The 15,813-nt window shown below is 64.1% G+C and carries 16 protein-coding genes; 4 read left to right on the plus strand and 12 right to left on the minus strand.

From position 1 onward, the window contains the following. Positions 1 to 71 precede the first annotated feature (71 nt). On the plus strand, positions 72 to 1,448 hold the full coding sequence (locus ABIB73_RS01055) for an autotransporter outer membrane beta-barrel domain-containing protein (protein WP_354220570.1): 1,377 nt from the start codon (positions 72 to 74) through the stop codon (positions 1,446 to 1,448). A 79-nt stretch (positions 1,449 to 1,527) separates the two neighbouring features. Here the strand turns inward: ABIB73_RS01055 and ABIB73_RS01060 are convergent, their stop codons facing one another. The 9 genes from ABIB73_RS01060 to ABIB73_RS01100 form a co-directional block, all read right to left on the minus strand. Further along, a complete protein-coding gene (locus ABIB73_RS01060) occupies positions 1,528 to 2,505 on the minus strand; it encodes a TRAP transporter substrate-binding protein (RefSeq protein ID WP_354220572.1) in 978 nt (325 codons plus the stop codon). Positions 2,506 to 2,545: 40 nt separating this feature from the next. After that, the gene (locus ABIB73_RS01065) at positions 2,546 to 3,859 is read right to left on the minus strand and encodes a TRAP transporter large permease (protein ID WP_354220574.1); all 1,314 of its coding nucleotides are present in this window, start codon (positions 3,857 to 3,859) and stop codon (positions 2,546 to 2,548) included. Positions 3,860 to 3,861: 2 nt separating this feature from the next. After that, positions 3,862 to 4,461, minus strand: coding sequence for a TRAP transporter small permease (locus ABIB73_RS01070; RefSeq protein WP_354220576.1), 600 nt, complete (start codon positions 4,459 to 4,461; stop codon positions 3,862 to 3,864). A gap of 156 nt (positions 4,462 to 4,617) precedes the next feature. Next, complete coding sequence (locus tag ABIB73_RS01075; protein ID WP_354220578.1) at positions 4,618 to 5,415, minus strand: MBL fold metallo-hydrolase; 798 nt, start codon at positions 5,413 to 5,415, stop codon at positions 4,618 to 4,620. A 13-nt stretch (positions 5,416 to 5,428) separates the two neighbouring features. Beyond that, on the minus strand, positions 5,429 to 6,205 hold the full coding sequence (locus ABIB73_RS01080; protein ID WP_354220580.1) for a TatD family hydrolase: 777 nt from the start codon (positions 6,203 to 6,205) through the stop codon (positions 5,429 to 5,431). Positions 6,206 to 6,217: 12 nt separating this feature from the next. Further along, complete coding sequence (metG, locus tag ABIB73_RS01085; RefSeq protein WP_354220582.1) at positions 6,218 to 8,182, minus strand: methionine--tRNA ligase; 1,965 nt, start codon at positions 8,180 to 8,182, stop codon at positions 6,218 to 6,220. Positions 8,183 to 8,229: 47 nt separating this feature from the next. Next, complete coding sequence (locus ABIB73_RS01090; RefSeq protein WP_354220584.1) at positions 8,230 to 9,276, minus strand: DNA polymerase III subunit delta'; 1,047 nt, start codon at positions 9,274 to 9,276, stop codon at positions 8,230 to 8,232. After that, entirely contained in the window at positions 9,273 to 9,959 is a 687-nt protein-coding gene (gene tmk, locus ABIB73_RS01095) for a dTMP kinase (protein ID WP_354220586.1), read from the minus strand. The genes ABIB73_RS01090 and tmk overlap by 4 nt, the downstream gene beginning before the upstream one ends. A gap of 2 nt (positions 9,960 to 9,961) precedes the next feature. After that, the gene (locus ABIB73_RS01100; protein WP_354220588.1) at positions 9,962 to 11,224 is read right to left on the minus strand and encodes a D-alanyl-D-alanine carboxypeptidase family protein; all 1,263 of its coding nucleotides are present in this window, start codon (positions 11,222 to 11,224) and stop codon (positions 9,962 to 9,964) included. A 152-nt stretch (positions 11,225 to 11,376) separates the two neighbouring features. Here ABIB73_RS01100 and ABIB73_RS01105 point away from each other — a divergent pair, with 152 nt between their 5' ends. Beyond that, positions 11,377 to 12,327, plus strand: coding sequence for an alpha/beta fold hydrolase (locus ABIB73_RS01105; protein WP_354220590.1), 951 nt, complete (start codon positions 11,377 to 11,379; stop codon positions 12,325 to 12,327). Here the strand turns inward: ABIB73_RS01105 and ABIB73_RS01110 are convergent. Next, positions 12,324 to 13,262, minus strand: a complete 939-nt coding sequence (locus tag ABIB73_RS01110; RefSeq protein WP_354220591.1) for a septal ring lytic transglycosylase RlpA family protein — start codon at positions 13,260 to 13,262, stop codon at positions 12,324 to 12,326. The genes ABIB73_RS01105 and ABIB73_RS01110 overlap by 4 nt on opposite strands. Positions 13,263 to 14,092: 830 nt before the next feature. Here ABIB73_RS01110 and ABIB73_RS01115 point away from each other — a divergent pair. Then, entirely contained in the window at positions 14,093 to 14,221 is a 129-nt protein-coding gene (locus ABIB73_RS01115) for a hypothetical protein (protein WP_354220593.1), read from the plus strand. A gap of 33 nt (positions 14,222 to 14,254) precedes the next feature. Here the strand turns inward: ABIB73_RS01115 and ABIB73_RS01120 are convergent, their stop codons facing one another. Continuing rightward, positions 14,255 to 14,530, minus strand: a complete 276-nt coding sequence (locus tag ABIB73_RS01120; RefSeq protein WP_502918396.1) for a hypothetical protein — start codon at positions 14,528 to 14,530, stop codon at positions 14,255 to 14,257. Between the two features lie 157 nt (positions 14,531 to 14,687). Between ABIB73_RS01120 and ABIB73_RS01125 the strand changes: the two genes are divergently transcribed. Then, positions 14,688 to 15,266: a TIGR00645 family protein gene (locus tag ABIB73_RS01125; protein ID WP_354220597.1), complete on the plus strand. Its 579-nt coding sequence runs from the start codon at positions 14,688 to 14,690 to the stop codon at positions 15,264 to 15,266. A 10-nt stretch (positions 15,267 to 15,276) separates the two neighbouring features. Here the strand turns inward: ABIB73_RS01125 and ABIB73_RS01130 are convergent, their stop codons facing one another. Beyond that, the gene (locus tag ABIB73_RS01130; RefSeq protein WP_354220599.1) at positions 15,277 to 15,594 is read right to left on the minus strand and encodes a DUF1476 domain-containing protein; all 318 of its coding nucleotides are present in this window, start codon (positions 15,592 to 15,594) and stop codon (positions 15,277 to 15,279) included. Positions 15,595 to 15,813: the final 219 nt, after the last annotated feature.

The following is a 15,813-nucleotide window of genomic DNA, read 5'->3' on the forward strand; positions in this document are numbered from 1 at the left end:
CCGCGCAGGCTGCGCGGCTGGCGACCGGCGCGGTTGGGGCGCTTCATGCGGTTTGTGTCTTGAGCGCAGACGTGCGTGCGCGTCTGGCGCTGCTGCTATTGACGGCCGGATTGCTGCTGCCGCGCGCGGCTGACGCGCAGGTCATGCGCGAGTTCGGTGCGTTCGGGGGCGCCGAGAGTTTTGGCCCTCCAGGTCCGAACGGACCCGGCAACGGCTTCAACAATTTTGGCGGCATGGGTGGTCCCACGTTTGGCGGCCCGCAAGGATCAGGCTTTGCCGGCGTTCAGTTCGGCAACGGCAATGGTGGCAGCGCGGGGATGCAGCCCAACTACGGCTGGAATGCCGAACCGCCAGGCCTCGCCGGCGCGGCCCGGTTCGGCATGCGGCAGGCCTTTGGCGGCGGCTCCGACGCCGCGTCACAGACCGAGACGGCGCAGGCCACGTTCCTGGCGATGACGCAGTTCACCCAGACCCTGCTCGATCCCGCCATCGACGGGCGCGGGATCGGTCAGGCCGAGCTCGACGCGGACCTCGCGGCCTACGCCGATCTGGGCAACGACCGTACCCATGGCGGCATCGGACGCGAGGCCTATGAGGCAATCTACGGCAGACCGTCGCTCGCGGCCCAGCACTGGAACATCTGGGCCACCGGCTTCGGCGGTTCGCAAATGTCGACCGGCGGCACCGGCTCGACCAGCCGGAGTTTTGGCACCGTGGTCGGCGCCGACTATTCGCTCTCGCCGCGGACGCGGATGGGTTTTGCGCTTGCCGGCGGCGGCACCGGCTTTGCCAATAATTTTTCCAGCGGCCGCTCCGATCTGTTTCAGGCCGGCACCTTCGTCAGGCACTCCGTCGGCTCGGCCTATGTCGCGGCCGCGCTGGCCTATGGCTGGCAGGCCATCACCAGCGATCATCCGGTGACGCCGGCCGGCACCGACCAGCTCAACGCGGCCGTCAACGCCAATGCCTATTCCGGCCGCATCGAGAGCGGCTACCGCTTTGCGACGCCCCGGCTAGGCATCACCCCCTATGCGGCCGGCCAGATCACCATGTTCCGCCTGGCCGCCACCGCGGCCCAGCCATCTGACCCGGCGACTCCGTCCCCTACGGGTTCCCAAAACGATGGTTTCACCGACAGCCGCAGCGAGCTCGGCTTGCGCGCCAGCACATCGTTCGTACTGGCTGGCGGCCTCCTCGACCTGCGTGGGCGTCTGGCCTGGGCGCATGACTTCAGCGCGGCACGGTCGATGCCGGCGGTCTTTCAGGCCGTGTCCGGTCAAGGCTTCATCGTCGGAAGCACGGCGCTTGCGCCGAACTCCGCACTGACCGGCGTGTCGCTCGAGCTGCGAGCCATGAACGGGTGGTCCGCCTCGGCGAACTTCGATGGCGAACTATCGAGCCTGGCGCGCTCCTATACCGGCAAGGCTGTCCTGCGCTACACTTGGTGATCTCGCCATTTTGTCGATGGAAGCGAGCGCGCAGGAGACTTCCGCCCGCTCGCGCGGCGGACGAAAGTCCTCCCCGTTCTCACATCTTCTTGTAGGCGTCGATCAATGCCTGGCCGTCAGCGCCTGTTTTCTTGAGCCAGTCGGCTGTGAGCTGCTCGCCGATCTTCTGGAAACCGGCCTTCAACGCCGGGCTGGGCGGCTCAACGGTCATGCCCTTGGCTTTGAGCTGATCGATGTACCAACTGGCCTTGTCTTCCCAGGCCTTCCAGCCGCGTGTTTCCGCAGTGGCGGCAGCCTTGAGGATGGCGTCCTGCGTGGGCTTGTCGAGCGCCTCGAACGCAGCCTTGTTGACGAAGGTGTAGTCCTTCGGAATCCAGGCCTGCACGTCATAGAAATACTTCAGGGACTCCCACGCTTTGGAATCGTAACCCGTGCCGCCAGACGACATGAAGGAATTCACCACGCCGGTCGCAAGGGCTTGTGGCAGTTCGGCCGCCTGGATCGTGACCGACTGGGCGCCGACCAGCTCGCCGATGCGCGCCGTTCCGACGTTGTAGGCGCGCCATTTCAGTCCCTTCATATCCTCGATCGTGGGAAGCGGCTTGTTGACATAGACGCCTTGCGGCGCCCAGGGCACGGCGAAGAGCAGCTTGAGGCCCTGCGCATCGAGTTTCTTCGCGATTGCCGGCTTCGAGGCCTGATACAGCTTCATCGACTCCGCGAAACTGGTCGCGAGAAACGGCACGACGTCGATCCCGAAGACGGGATCCTCGTTTTCGTGGATTGAAAGCAGCAGCTCACCCATTTGCGCCTGCCCGGTCACGACCGCGCGCTTGATGTCGGGCGCCTTGAACAGCGAAGCGTTCGGATGAACGGTGATCAGGAGCTTTCCCGACGTGGCTGCTTCGACGTCCTTGGCGAAGGCAACCAGATTCTCCGAGTGCGGATTGTCCGACGGGTATGCTGCCGGCAGATTCCATTTCGTCTGGGCAAAGGCGGGCCCAGCGGCCAACACGGCGCCGGCAATCAGGCCTGCGCGGAGTAAATGAAACGTCATCGTACTTCTCCTCACGGTCAATTTCGAAAGTCAGGTGCGATCAGTCAGGAAAGGCTAGCTTGGGCAGGAACAGCACAATCTGCGGATATTCGGTGATGATGAATACGGCGACCAGCAGCAGGACGAAGAAGGGGAACGCCGCACGCGCCACGGTGAAAGTATCGCGGCCGCTCATGTTCTGGAGCACGAACAGGTTGAAGCCGACGGGCGGCGTGATTTGCGCCATCTCCACGTGAATGATGAGGTAGACGCCGAACCAGACCAGATCGAGCCCGGCCTGCTTGACCATCGGCAGCACGATGACCGCGGTCAGCACGATCATCGAGATGCCGTCAATCAGGCATCCGAGAATGATATACATGATGCTCAGATACAGCGCGAGCATGCCGGGCGTGAGCTGCTGTCCCTGGACCCAGGTGGCAAGCGCCGCCGGGATGCCCGTATAGGCCATCGCGGCCGTCGTATAGGCAGCGCCCGCCAGGATCAGCATAATCATGCAGGTCAGGCGCGTCGCACTCATGATGCTTTCGAAGAAGCTCTTGCGCGTGAGCGTGCCGCTCCACCACGCTAGCAGCAGCGCGCCGGTAACGCCCCAGGCGGCACATTCGGTCGCGGTCGCAAAACCCAGCACGAGCGAGAGGAAGACGGCCAGGATCAGAAGCAGGCACGGGACGAGCTTGGCGGACTCTTGCAGCTTCCGGCGAAACGGCATCGGCGGGTCGCGCGACGGAATCTTTTTTGGATTGAGCAGCGACCAGATGATGATGTAGCCGGAATAGAGCACCATCACGAGCACGCCCGGCAGGAAGCCGCCGAGGAACACCTGAAGCACGGACACGTTCGCCGTCACCGCGTAGACGACCATCGGGATCGACGGCGGGATCAGCAGGCCGAGCGTGCCGGAGCCTGCCAGCGATCCGAGGCTGAGTCCCTTGTCATAGCCGCGCTTGTCGAGCTCCGGCAGTGCGATCTTGCCAATGGTTGCGCAGGTCGCAGCCGAGGAGCCCGACACAGCTGCAAAGATGCCGCAACCGATGACGTTGACATGGGTCAGGCGCCCCGGCAGCCACTGAACCCAGGGCGAAAGTCCGCGGAACATCTCTTCCGACAGTTTTGTTCGGAACAATATCTCGCCCATCCAGATGAACAGCGGCAATGCCGCCAGCGTCCAGGACGCGCTCGCGCTCCAAGTGGTGGTCGCTAGCACCGACCCTAGCGGCAGGCTCGTGGTCAGCGCCATCGCCACGAAGCCGACGAGCCCGAGCGAAACGGCGATCCAGATGCCGCTTCCCAGCAGCAGGATCATGACCCCGAGGAGGACGAACGACAGCTCGATCATGCCAAGATTGGCCATGGTCAACCGCCGCCGCCTTGAGAGATACGTTCGATGAATTCGTCCGGCGTCTCATCCGGGGAGCTCTTCTCGTAGCTCGGACGGTGGCCGCCGACGACATTGACCAATTCGTCGATCAGCGCGATCGACAGGATCGCAAGACCGCCGGCAAAGCCGAGCTGGGGAATCCAGAGAGGAAGCGCAACGACGCCCTGCGCCACGTCGTTGAAGCGCCAGGAATCGTAAGTCATCTGCACCGCATGTCGGGTGAAGTAGAGAACGAAGGACGTCGCAATGCCGAGCGCCACGATCTCGGCGACCTGCTTGCTTCGCCCGTGCAAGCGCTCGAGCAGCAGGCCGACCCGGATCATCTCGCCGCGCTTGAAGGTGTGGGCGAGGCCCAGAAACGCCATCGCGGCCATGCACCACGATGCAAAATCATCACCGGCCGGGATGTTGAGCGCAAACTGCCGCCCGATCGACATGACCATCATGATGGCGAAGATCGCGAACAGGAAGACCGCGGCAGCGTAGCCCGCACCGAGGTAGAGCAGATCCAGGACGCGTCGGACAAGTCCAACAGCCGTTACGTCGTCGCCGTGCCCTGCCAACCAGGCCCCCATCCTCACATTGCGGCTCAATCAAGCCCGGCGATGTCGCCAGCCTCGCCTGATTATCGCCTCCATCCAACGCCTGTCTTTGAGACGTTAGACCAACACGACGGGGCTCGCGAAAGCAAGGAGCATGCCGGTCTACAGCAAAGTTTCCGCTGGATACGCTCAGTGCGTCTCCAGCCGCAGGCCGTCGTAGGCCGGCACCACGCCTGATGGCAGCGATTGCCGGATCACTTCGTAGTCGACGTCCGCCGTCATGTTGGTGATGACGGCGCGCTTCGGCTTGAAGCGCTCGATCCAGGACAGCGCGTCGTTGATGCTGAAATGGCTGGGATGGCCGGTGTAGCGCAGGCCGTCGACGACCCACAGATCGAGATTCTCCAGCGCGCCCCAGCTCTCGCGCGGGATGTCGTTGAGGTCGGGCGTGTAGGCGGCGTTGCCGATGCGATAGCCGAGTGCGGGGATCTGGCCGTGCTGTACCAGGAAGGCGGTCAGCGTCACCGCACCGCCCTTCCCCAAGATGGTCCGGCTCTCGCCCGCCTCGATCGAATGGCGGGTCAGGATCGGCGGATAGTCGCTGCCCTCCGGCGAGATGAAGCAATAGGAGAACCGCGCCATGATGTCCTTGGCGGTCGACTGGTTGAAATAGGTCGGAATACGCTTGCGCATATGGATCACGACCGAGCGCAGATCGTCCATGCCGTGGGTCTGGTCGGCATGCTCATGGGTGAGAAATACCGCGTCAATGTGATCGACCTCGGCGTCGATGAGCTGCTCGCGCAGATCGGGCGAGGTGTCGATGACGATCCGCGTGGTACCGTGCTCAGCGGTTTGCTCGACCAGCAGCGAGCAGCGGCGGCGGCGGTTCTTGGGATTGGCGGGATCGCAGGCGCCCCATCCCAGTGCGGGGCGCGGGACGCCGGCGGAGGAGCCGCAGCCCAGGATCGTCAGCGTCAGTGTCATGCGGCTCCCAAATTCAGGCTTTCACCTTGGAGAACAGGCGGAAGAAGTTTTCAGTGGTCTGGCGCGAGATCTCCTCGAGCGACACGCCGCGCGCCTCAGCAAGCACTTTTGCGACCTCGACCACATAGGCCGGCTCGTTGCGTTTGCCCCGGAACTTGCCGGGCGCAAGATACGGAGAATCTGTTTCAACCAAAATACGATCGGACGGCAGCTCGGCTGCAAGCGCCCGCAGGGCCTCGGATTTCTTGAAGGTGAGGATGCCCGTGAAGCCGATATAGAGCCCGAGCGACACCGCCTTCAGCGCCAGTTCGCGCCCGCCCGTGTAACAATGCAGCACGGCGCCAAACGATCCACGTCGCGCCTCCTCTTCCAGGATGCGGCCACAGTCCTCGTCGGCCTCGCGGGTGTGGATCACGAGCGGCAGGCCCGTCGCGCGGGCTGCGGCAATGTGGGCGCGAAAGCCCCTCGCCTGCGCCTCGGGCGAGCCGTTGTCGTAGAAATAGTCGAGCCCGGCCTCCCCGAGTGCGACGACCTTGGGATGCTGCGTCAGCGCGATCAGCTCGTCCGGCGAGATGCCGTCCTCCTCATCCGCGTTGTGCGGATGGGTGCCGACCGAGCAATAGACGTCATCGTACTGTTCGGCGATGGCGATGAGATCGTTCAGCCGGCGCACCCGCGTCGAGATCGTGACCATGCGGCCAATGCCGGCCGCCCGCGCCCGCGACACGATCCCGTCGAGATCTTCCGCAAAGTCCGGAAAATCCAGATGGCAATGGCTGTCGATCAGCATCGCGCGAGCGCCTCAGGCCGCCGGTTCGATGTAGCGCGGGAACGCCGGTGTCGGCGCCGGCAGCGTCGTTCCCGGCGCGATGCGCTTGGCGCCGCCGAGCGTCGCGAAATTGCGCTCTCCTTCCGGGACGCCAAGGCTGTCGAGCAGCAATCCCGAGGCGCTCGGCATCGCCGGCTGAGCCAGGATCGCGATCTCGCGCACGACCTCGGCGGTGACATAGAGCACCGTCTTCTGCCGCGCGGGATCGGTCTTGGCCAGCGCCCAGGGCGCCTCGCCTGCAAAGTAGCGGTTGGCTTCCGCGACCACGGCCCACACGGCGTTGAGCCAGTGATGGATCTGCTGCGTCGCCATCGCCTCGCGGCTGGCCGCGATCATGCCGTCGGCCTGCGCCAGAATCGCCTTGTCGTTATCGCTGAACTCACCCGGCTCGGGCAGCACGCCGCCGAGTTGCTTGGCGATCATCGACAGCGAGCGCTGCGCCAGGTTGCCGAGATCGTTGGCAAGATCGGCATTGATACGCGCGACGATGGCTTCGTGGTTGTAGTTGCCGTCCTGGCCGAACGGCACCTCGCGCAGGAAGAAATAGCGCATCTGGTCGACGCCATACTGGTCGGCGAGATTGAAGGGGTCGACGACGTTGCCGACCGACTTCGACATCTTCTCGCCCCTGTTGAACAGGAAGCCGTGGGCATAGACCCGCTTCTGCACGGGAATGCCGGCCGACATCAGGAACGCCGGCCAATAGACCGCGTGGAAGCGGATGATGTCCTTGCCGATGATGTGAACGTCCGCCGGCCAGTAGCGCCAGTTCTTGTCGCCTTCGTCGGGGAAGCCGACACCCGTGATGTAGTTGGTCAGCGCATCGACCCAGACATACATCACGTGCTCTTCGTCGCCGGGCACTTTCACGCCCCAGTCGAACGTGGTGCGCGAGATCGAGAGATCGCGCAAGCCGCCCTCGACGAATCTCACCACCTCATTGCGGCGCGAGTCCGGGCCGATGAAATCAGGATGCTCCTCATAGAGCTTCAGCAGCTTGTCCTGATAGTCAGACAGGCGGAAGAAGTAACTCTTCTCCTCGACCCACTCGACCGGCGTGCCCTGCGGACCAAGTCGGACGCTGTCGTCATTCAGACGGGTCTCGTCCTCGGCGTAATAGGCTTCATCACGCACCGAGTACCAACCGGCGTAGGTATCGGCATAGATGTCGCCATTGGCGGCCATGCGCCGCCAAATCTCCTGGCTCGAGCGATGGTGCTGTTCCTCGGTGGTGCGGATGAAGCGGTCGAACGACACGTTTAGACGCTCGTCCATCTCCTTGAATCGGCCGGCATTGCGGGCGGCGAGCGCGGCCGGGGTCAGGCCCTCGTTCTGCGCGGTCTGGATCATCTTCAGGCCGTGTTCGTCGGTGCCGGTCAGGAAGAATACGTCCTTGCCGTCGAGCCGCGCAAAGCGCGCCAGCGTGTCGGTCGCGATCGCCTCATAGGCGTGGCCGATATGCGGGCTGCCGTTGGGATACGCGATCGCGGTCGTGATGTAGAAGACGTTGTCGCGCGCCGGCGCGGCAACGGGCGATGTGGCCTTCGGGGCAGCATTCCTCGGCGCGCGCGGCGCCTTCGGTTTTACAGCTTTCGGCGGCGCAACGACGGGAGCCGGCGCCGGGGACGGTGCAACGGCCCTCGCCTTTTGGGCGACCTTCTTCGCCGGTGCCGGGTTCTTCGAAGGTGCCTTGGCTGGCCTCTTGGCAACGGCCTTTTTCTTTGTGGCCTTCTTGGCGACGACTTGCTTTTTCGCAACCTTCTTGCTGGCTCTCTTTGCCGTCTTCGTCACACGCGTCTTGGAGGCAGCTTTCTTGGTTTTTTTCTTGGCCTTCTTGGCGACCTTGGACGCGCGAGCTTTCACAGCCTTCTTCGCTGGCTTCTTCGCAGCCTTCTTGCCGCTCTTGCGTTTGACGGTTTTCTTAGCGCGCGATGCCACCACGAATTCCTTTACCGGCTTCTCAAAATTTGGAAACGAACCTGCGCCTAGCGCGTTGCGTCCGCCAGCCAGCCGAACACCGAGAAAACCAAGGGCTTTCGCTCCAGATTGTAGGTTTCGGTGTCGCGCGCGGCGCGGACGATCTTTTCCCATACCTCCGCAAGGCGCGCAAGGCGCGGCAGGTTCTGGTTGGCATTGGCTTCGTCCGCATGCAGGCGTTCTGCGATCCAGCGGTCGATGCCATCGATGAAGGCTGCGAGCGCGACGCGGTCGCTGGTGCCGAGCGATTCGCCGAGCGTGTGCAGTTCGCGCGGATCGACTTGCGGCAGGCGCGCAAGCAGCGTCGCCGTGCGCTGCTGAAGTTTCAGGGCATCGCCGCCGAGCAGTGTCAACGCCCGCGCGACGCTGCCCTCGGAGGCCTCCGCCGTCTCGCGCAGCGCGGGGTCGTTCGGATCGAGGCCCGCGGTTGCGGCGGCTGCGGCTATCACGTCATCCGTTGAGAGTGTGCGCAGGCGCAGCTTGCGGCAACGCGACTGGATCGTGGCGAGCACGCGCGCCGGCGCATGGCTCACCAACAGGAACAATGATTGCTGCGGCGGTTCCTCGAGAATCTTGAGAAGTGCGTTCGCCGCATTCGGATTGAGCTCGTCGACGGTATCAACGATGCAGACGCGCCAGCCTTCTGCGGCCGCGGTCGAGCCGAAGAACGAGATTGTTTCGCGCGTCTCGTCGACGGTGATCACGGTCCGCATCACACCACGGTCGTTGGCGGTGCGCTCCAGCGTCAACAGTCCGCCGTGCGAGCCGGCGGCAACCTGCCGCGCCACGGCGTCGTCGGGATCAATCGCGAGGTTCTCAGCGCGCTGCACGGAAGGCGCCAGTGGCTGGCCGTGGCCGAGCACGAAGCGCGCCATACGATAGGCCAGTGTCGCCTTGCCGATCCCCTGCGGCCCGCCGATCAGCCAGGCATGCGGGATGCGCCCGCTGCGATAGGCAGCGAGCAACGCCGTCTCGGCCTCGCGATGGCCAAACAGAAGGCTCGTCTCGCGCGGATGCGGAATGGCGTTTTCGTGCTCGGCCTGACGCGGGCTCATGCTGAAATCACTGATGCCGGCGTGGGAAGCAGACGGTCGCGCAGCGCGCTCCAGACGCGCCCGGCGACCGTATCGGGGTCGGAATTGGCGTCGATCAGCACGCAGCGCGCAGGCTCGTCCGCGGCGATCTTGCGATAGGCCTCGCGCAGACCCTGGTGGAAGCTGAGCTTCTCCCCCTCGAACCTGTCAGGCGTGCCGCTGCCGCGCCGTGCGGCGGCGCGCTGCAAGCCGATCTCGACCGGCAGGTCGAGGATGATGGTGAGGTCGGGCTTGAGGTCGCCGATCGTGACCCGCTGCATCGCGTTGATCAGGCCTGCCGGCACGTTGCCGAGGCTGCCCTGATAGGCGCGCGTCGAGTCGGCGAAACGGTCGCACAGGACCCATGTGCCCTGATTGAGCGCGGGCGCGATCACGGTGCGGACATGGTCGTCGCGCGCGGCGGCGAACAACAGCGTCTCGGCCTCGGGCCCGAGCAGCTTGCCTATTCCGGAGAGCACAAGATGGCGCATGATCTCGGCGCCCGGCGAGCCGCCAGGCTCACGCGTCACGATGGTGCGAAGCTTCGCCGATTTGAGACGGTCGGCGAGCTTCTTGATCTGGGTCGACTTGCCTGTCCCCTCGCCGCCTTCAAAGGTGATGAAGCGTCCGCGTCCGGACGGGCGCTGTTCCGCGATCTCGGTCATGATCAGAGCTTCTCGGCGCCTGCGCGGAACATGCCGATCACGAGCTCGCTGGCACCGTCGATCGCGCGCCGCATCGTCGAGCCGGTGCCGATCGCTTCAGCCGCATAGACCGGCGTCTCCACTGCGATATTGCCACTGCGCCAGACCCGAACCACGCCGACCTTCTGACCGACCTCGACAGGCGCGCGCACCGGCCCGCTATAGACGATGCGCGCGATCAGCTTGTCGCCGCCGCTTTTGTGCACCATCACCTTCACGGGCTCTTTCGCGACGAGCTTCACCGAGCGGCTCTCGCCGCCAAACACCTTGGCGTAGCCGACCTGCTGGTCGGCGGCGATCAGCGTCCGGGTCTCGAAATTGCGAAAGCCCCATTCCAGCATCTTCTTGGCTTCGGTGGCACGGTCTTCAGGGTCTTCCAGCCCGTTGACCACGACGATCAGCCGCGTGCCGTTCTGGACCGCCGATCCGACCATGCCGTAGCCGCCTTCCTTGGTGTAGCCGGTCTTGAGACCATCGGCGCCTTCCATCGAATTGAGCAGCGGATTGCGGTTGGGCTGGCGGATCTTGTTCCAGGTGAACTCCTTCTCGCCGAACAGTTTGTAGAATTCGGGGAAGTCCAGGATGATGTGACGGGCGAGGATGCCGAGCTCGCGCACTGTCATCTTGTTGCCGGGGTCGGGCAAGCCGTTGGAGTTGCCGAAGGTCGATTTGGTCATGCCGAGTTCGCGGGCGCGCTTGGTCATGAAATCGGATGCAAAAATCCGCTCGCTGCCGGCAATGCCTTCGGCAAGCGCGATGCAGGAGTCGTTGCCACTCTGGATGATGGCGCCATGCAGGAGGTCGTCGACCGAGACCTTGCTGTTGATAGCCGCGAACATAGTCGAGCCGCCGGACGGCGCCCCGCCCTTGCGCCAGGCGTTCTCGCTGATCCGGTATTCGTCGGTCAGCTTGATGTCGCCCTTCTTGATCGCGTTGAACACGACTTCCGCGGTCACGAGCTTCATCATGCTGGAGGGCGCACGCAATTCGTCAGCGTTCTTCTCGAACAGCACGCTGCCGCTGGAGGCCTCGATCAGGATCGCCGTGGGGGCATCGCCGTCGAAGCCGGCGTCTTCGGTTTTCTTGGCGCCCTGGACGCTCTGGTTGGCGGCGTAGAGCACCCCGCCCCAGCCGACGCTCGCCGCCAGAACCGTCGCGATCAGCCCGCGCGCCAGTGCTCCGGCCGTGAACCGGGGGCGACGGAGCGAAATGAGACGAAATGCCATGGCGAAGCCCTGAGAGCGGCGTTCTAACAGTTGGAACTGGTGCGAACAACACGAGGATGGGCGCTTGCCCCGAGATTGCACGATTCTCGTCGCATCCCTATCGTGGCACCTCATGTTTCGCGACCAAACCCCTGAAACAAGGCGGAAAAGCGATGTCCTCCACCCGCGTGATCAAGGCCAATGGGATCGACCTCTTCATCCGCGAGGCGGGTCAGGGACCGCTGGTGGTGCTGTGCCATGGCTGGCCGGAACTTTCGTATTCCTGGCGACACCAGATCCCGGCGCTCGCGGCCGCCGGATTTCACGTCGTCGCCCCCGACATGCGCGGCTACGGCCAGAGTGCGGCACCGCCTGACGTGGCCGCCTATTCGATCTTCGACATGGTCGGCGACGTGGTCGGCCTCGTCCAGGCGCTCGGCGAGACCAGCGCGATGGTGGTCGGCCACGACTGGGGCGCGCCTGTCGCCTGGCATGCGGCGCTGTTCCGTCCCGACATCTTCACGGCGGTCGCGGGTCTCAGCGTGCCACCGCCGTTCCGCGGCCGCGGCAAGCCGCTCGAGCTGCTGCGCCAGGGCGGCGTCACCAACTTCTACTGGCAGTATTTCCAGGCGCCCGGTGTCGCCGAGACCGAGCTGGAGCATGACGTCGCCCGCACCATGCGCGTCGTGCTCGGCGGGCGCGGACTTGCCGATCCAACCGCCGCAATGTTCGTGCAGGAGGACAAAGGATTTCTCGGCCACGCGACGACAGACGAGCCGCTGCCGGCGTGGCTCAGCGAGGCCGATCTCGCCTGTTTCACCGACGCCTTCCGCAAGTCGGGCTTCCGCGGCGGGCTGAACTGGTATCGCAACATCGACCGCAATTGGGAGCTGACCGCGCCCTGGCAGGATGCGCAGATCCACCAACCCTCCCTCTTCATCGCTGGCTCGAAGGACGCCGTCATCACCGGGCTGATCGGCGCCAAGCGCGTCAACGAGCTGGAGCGCGTGCTGCCCAATCTCACGCGAAAGCTGATCATCGAGGGCGCAGGCCATTGGGTGCAGCAGGAGCGTCCCGACGAGGTCAACGCCGCACTGGTGCGGTTCCTGAACGAGAGCGCTTAGTACAGGCCGCGCCCGCTCAGGATGCCGCGAGCCTCGGCCGCGCCGCTGTCGGAGACGTAGGCCGCGGACGGGCCGTTGTCCGTGGTGTAGCGACCATCCTCGTCATAGGACACGCCGCGCGCGTTCTGGAGCGCCCGGCCACGGCTGCGGCTCGAGGCGGACATCTCCGAGGTCGCGTTGATCGAGGCGACATCGGCCGAGGTATTGCCGAGATTGTAGGGCCGCCCCTCCGGCGTCGGAACGTCGCCACGGATGGCGCCGCGGGTCGATGACGGTAGCTCTGGCACGAATGGCCGGGCCGACGCAACCCGGACCATCGAGGGCGACGGGGCAGGAACCCCCGTGCGCAAGGTGGCCATCAGCTGGCGGTCGTCGGAGCCTTCCAACGGCGCCCGGCCGACATATTCGACGCGGACCCTGGCGACGCCATTGCCTTTGAATTCAAGCAGTTCAGCAGCTTTGTTCGAAACATCGATGAGCCGGTCGCCATGATAGGGCCCGCGGTCATTGACGCGGACGATCAGCGACTTGCCGTTCAAGAGATTGGTCACCCGCGCATAGCATGGCATCGGCAGGGTCGGATGCGCCGCCGTGAGCGAACCCATGTCGAACACTTCGCCGTTCGCGGTCTGGCGGCCGTGGAAATCGTCGCCGTACCAGGACGCCATGCCCTCGGCGCGGTAGTTGACGTCTTCCTCCGGCACGTAGGTCCGGCCCGCCACCACATAAGGCTTGCCGACGCGGTAGGTGCCGCCGCCCTTGGGGACCGGGTCACCCCAGGCCACGACCCGGGGGCTTGAGGACACGCCGTATTTCGGGTCGACGCGGCCGGCAAATTTGCCCGACGAGGCGCAATTGGCGAGCGCTAGGCAGGTGGCGACCGCCGCAACGCTACGCGCGACCCGCACCACCGAATCTGACCGTCGGATCCCCATTCGCCCCAAATACCATTTCGCCGGAGACGGACCCATCCCGCTTTGCCTACGGGGGAGCGCCTTCCGGTCCTTAAGCTCCGAAACGGCCCACCACCGCGTCAGAAGTGGTGACGATATCGCAACCCGAACACGGCGGAAATGGGGAGCGCGCGGCGTTCGCACCGAGATGGTAAACGGGAGGTTCGTATTCCCCGGTTGATCTACGGATCGTCGGCGCCTCGCAGCGGCCTGGTCTGTACCACTCCTGCACAAGCTGTTGCGCCAAATCCTCACTCCACCCCCATTGTCTTGGTTCTCACTGGAATTCTTTTGACTGTGCAAGGCCGCCCGCGTTTTCTCGGGTGCAAGGGCGGATTTGGAATTTAACGATGATCGAGACGGTTTCGGCACTGATGGGTCTGGTAAGCGCGGGGATCTTCCTGGCCCATGCGTTTGAAGGTTACCGCTCGAGGGCCTGAAGGCACTCGCGCGGGCGGCATTGCATCACCTCTTCAAGACGGCACGTTCGGACAATTTTAATCGATCCGATCGAGCATCGTAGACGAGAGCGGCAGGTGTCCCATGCGCAACCATGACCTCGTATCCGATGGCTTCCTGGCATTGACCGCTGGCGGTCTGGTCCTGCTCTGCTCGAGCCTTGTGGCGCTGGCCTTCGGCTGAGCACCGAGCACCAACAACACTTCCTCACTTCCTCACTTTCCAACGACGGCCATTTCGCGACGCAGCATGCGTGTTTGTACGGAATTGTCGTGATCCCGTTTAGTTGATTGAATTTCGCGTTCGGCGCCTCGACTCATTTCAAGAGGCCATCACCAACGAGGGTGACGCACATGCTAGCCGAGAAATTTTTCCTGGTTCTGGAATCGCTGATCCGCGGCGACCGCACCGATCCGGACGGAAGTCCCCGGGTCATCAGCTCCTCCCCGCACGTGCCGGTGAAGCTGCCAAGCCAGAAATAGCCGGACCTTCTCCGGGCCGAGGCCACGTGCCGTTCAGCGCAAACCCAACAGCGAGCGGCGATAGAGACTGTCTCGGGCTTCATTCAAGCAGACGAAGCTGCCATCAAAACCCTGGCCGTAGCGCTTCTGTCCCTTGCTGTAGTAAACGCCCTTCCTGAAATCCAGCCACACCACCTTGTCGCCCGGGCAATGGCGCTGCGCCTGCGCCTGGTCGCGAAACGGCGTCAGCGGCAGCGCCGACACGTCTGCGATACCGGTGCCGAGGATCGCGATAAGGATCGCGATCGCGCCGAAAGCTTTGCTGGGGATATTGCAGGACACCTGTCCGCCTCCGATCCGGGACGACCAGCTGGACGATAGCATGGGACGGCGCGATCCCCAGGCCGCGGCGAGCAGGATCGCGTCTTCCGCCGGCCATCTTGCCGGGCTACATGGGACCAGCGTCACCTCGATAATTGGACACTGAATGTCAGTTGAGCCTGAAGCCACAACCGTCCCGCGCCCGCCCTTGCCGCGCCTGGGCCTGTTGCCGATGATCATCTTCGGCTCGCGCTGGCTGCAATTGCCGCTCTATCTCGGGCTGATCGTGGCGCAGTGCGTCTACATCGTGCTGTTCCTCAAGGAGCTCTGGCACCTCTCCTGGCACGCGATCGATCTCACAGAACAGCAGATCATGATGAGCGTGCTTGCACTCATCGACGTCGTGATGATCTCCAACCTGCTCGTCATGGTCATCGTCGGCGGCTACGAGACCTTCGTCTCACGGCTCGACCTTCAGGGTCATCCGGACGAGCCGGAATGGCTCGGCCACGTCAATGCCAGCGTGCTCAAGATCAAGCTCGCCATGGCCATCATCGGCATTTCTTCGATCGCGCTTTTGCGCACCTTCATCGAGGCCGGCAATCTCGGCTCGGACCGCGCCGGATTTACCGAGACAGGCGTGATGTGGCAGGTGCTGATCCACATCACCTTCGTGGTTTCGGCGATCGGCATTGCCTTCGTCGACAAGCTCAGCGACAGCGGTATGCGCAGACACGCCGACTGAGGCAGTCGCCTCACCCTTTCGCCTCGAGCTGCTGCACGGCCTGATGCAGGCACTCCTGGAGCTTCGCGGCGACCTGCTCGCGCGACACGCCCTTGTCGGCGAGATCGACTGACACCTTGCGCAGGATATCGTCGATGGTCTGGCTTTCGAGATTGTCCGTCACCAGCGTGGTCGCATAGCTTGCTGCGGCATCACCGCTGAGCCCGAGCTGGCTTGCGGCCCACAGGCCAAGCAGCTTGTTCGACCGGGCCGTGGCCTTGAACATGAGCTCCTCGTCGTGGGCGAATTTGGCCTCAAAGCCCTGCTCGCGCTTGTCGAACGTGGTCATGGTCAGCTCCGTTTGCGTTTTCGCTGATGGGTCTGGACCGGGAGCGTATGTCTCCATGGTTCTCGTCAGTTGAGGATCATTTGAATCTTCCGGCGGAAGGCCCACGCCGTCAAGCCGCCGGGTGCGCCGGTGCGGAGCCAGCGTCAGGTCCGCACCAGCCTGATCGGCTAAGCAGCCATGTTTACTGTTTGTTAAGCGGACTCACGGCCGCATGGCGCC

The organism is Bradyrhizobium sp. F1.4.3, from assembly GCF_040548375.1.
GTDB lineage: Bacteria > Pseudomonadota > Alphaproteobacteria > Rhizobiales > Xanthobacteraceae > Bradyrhizobium.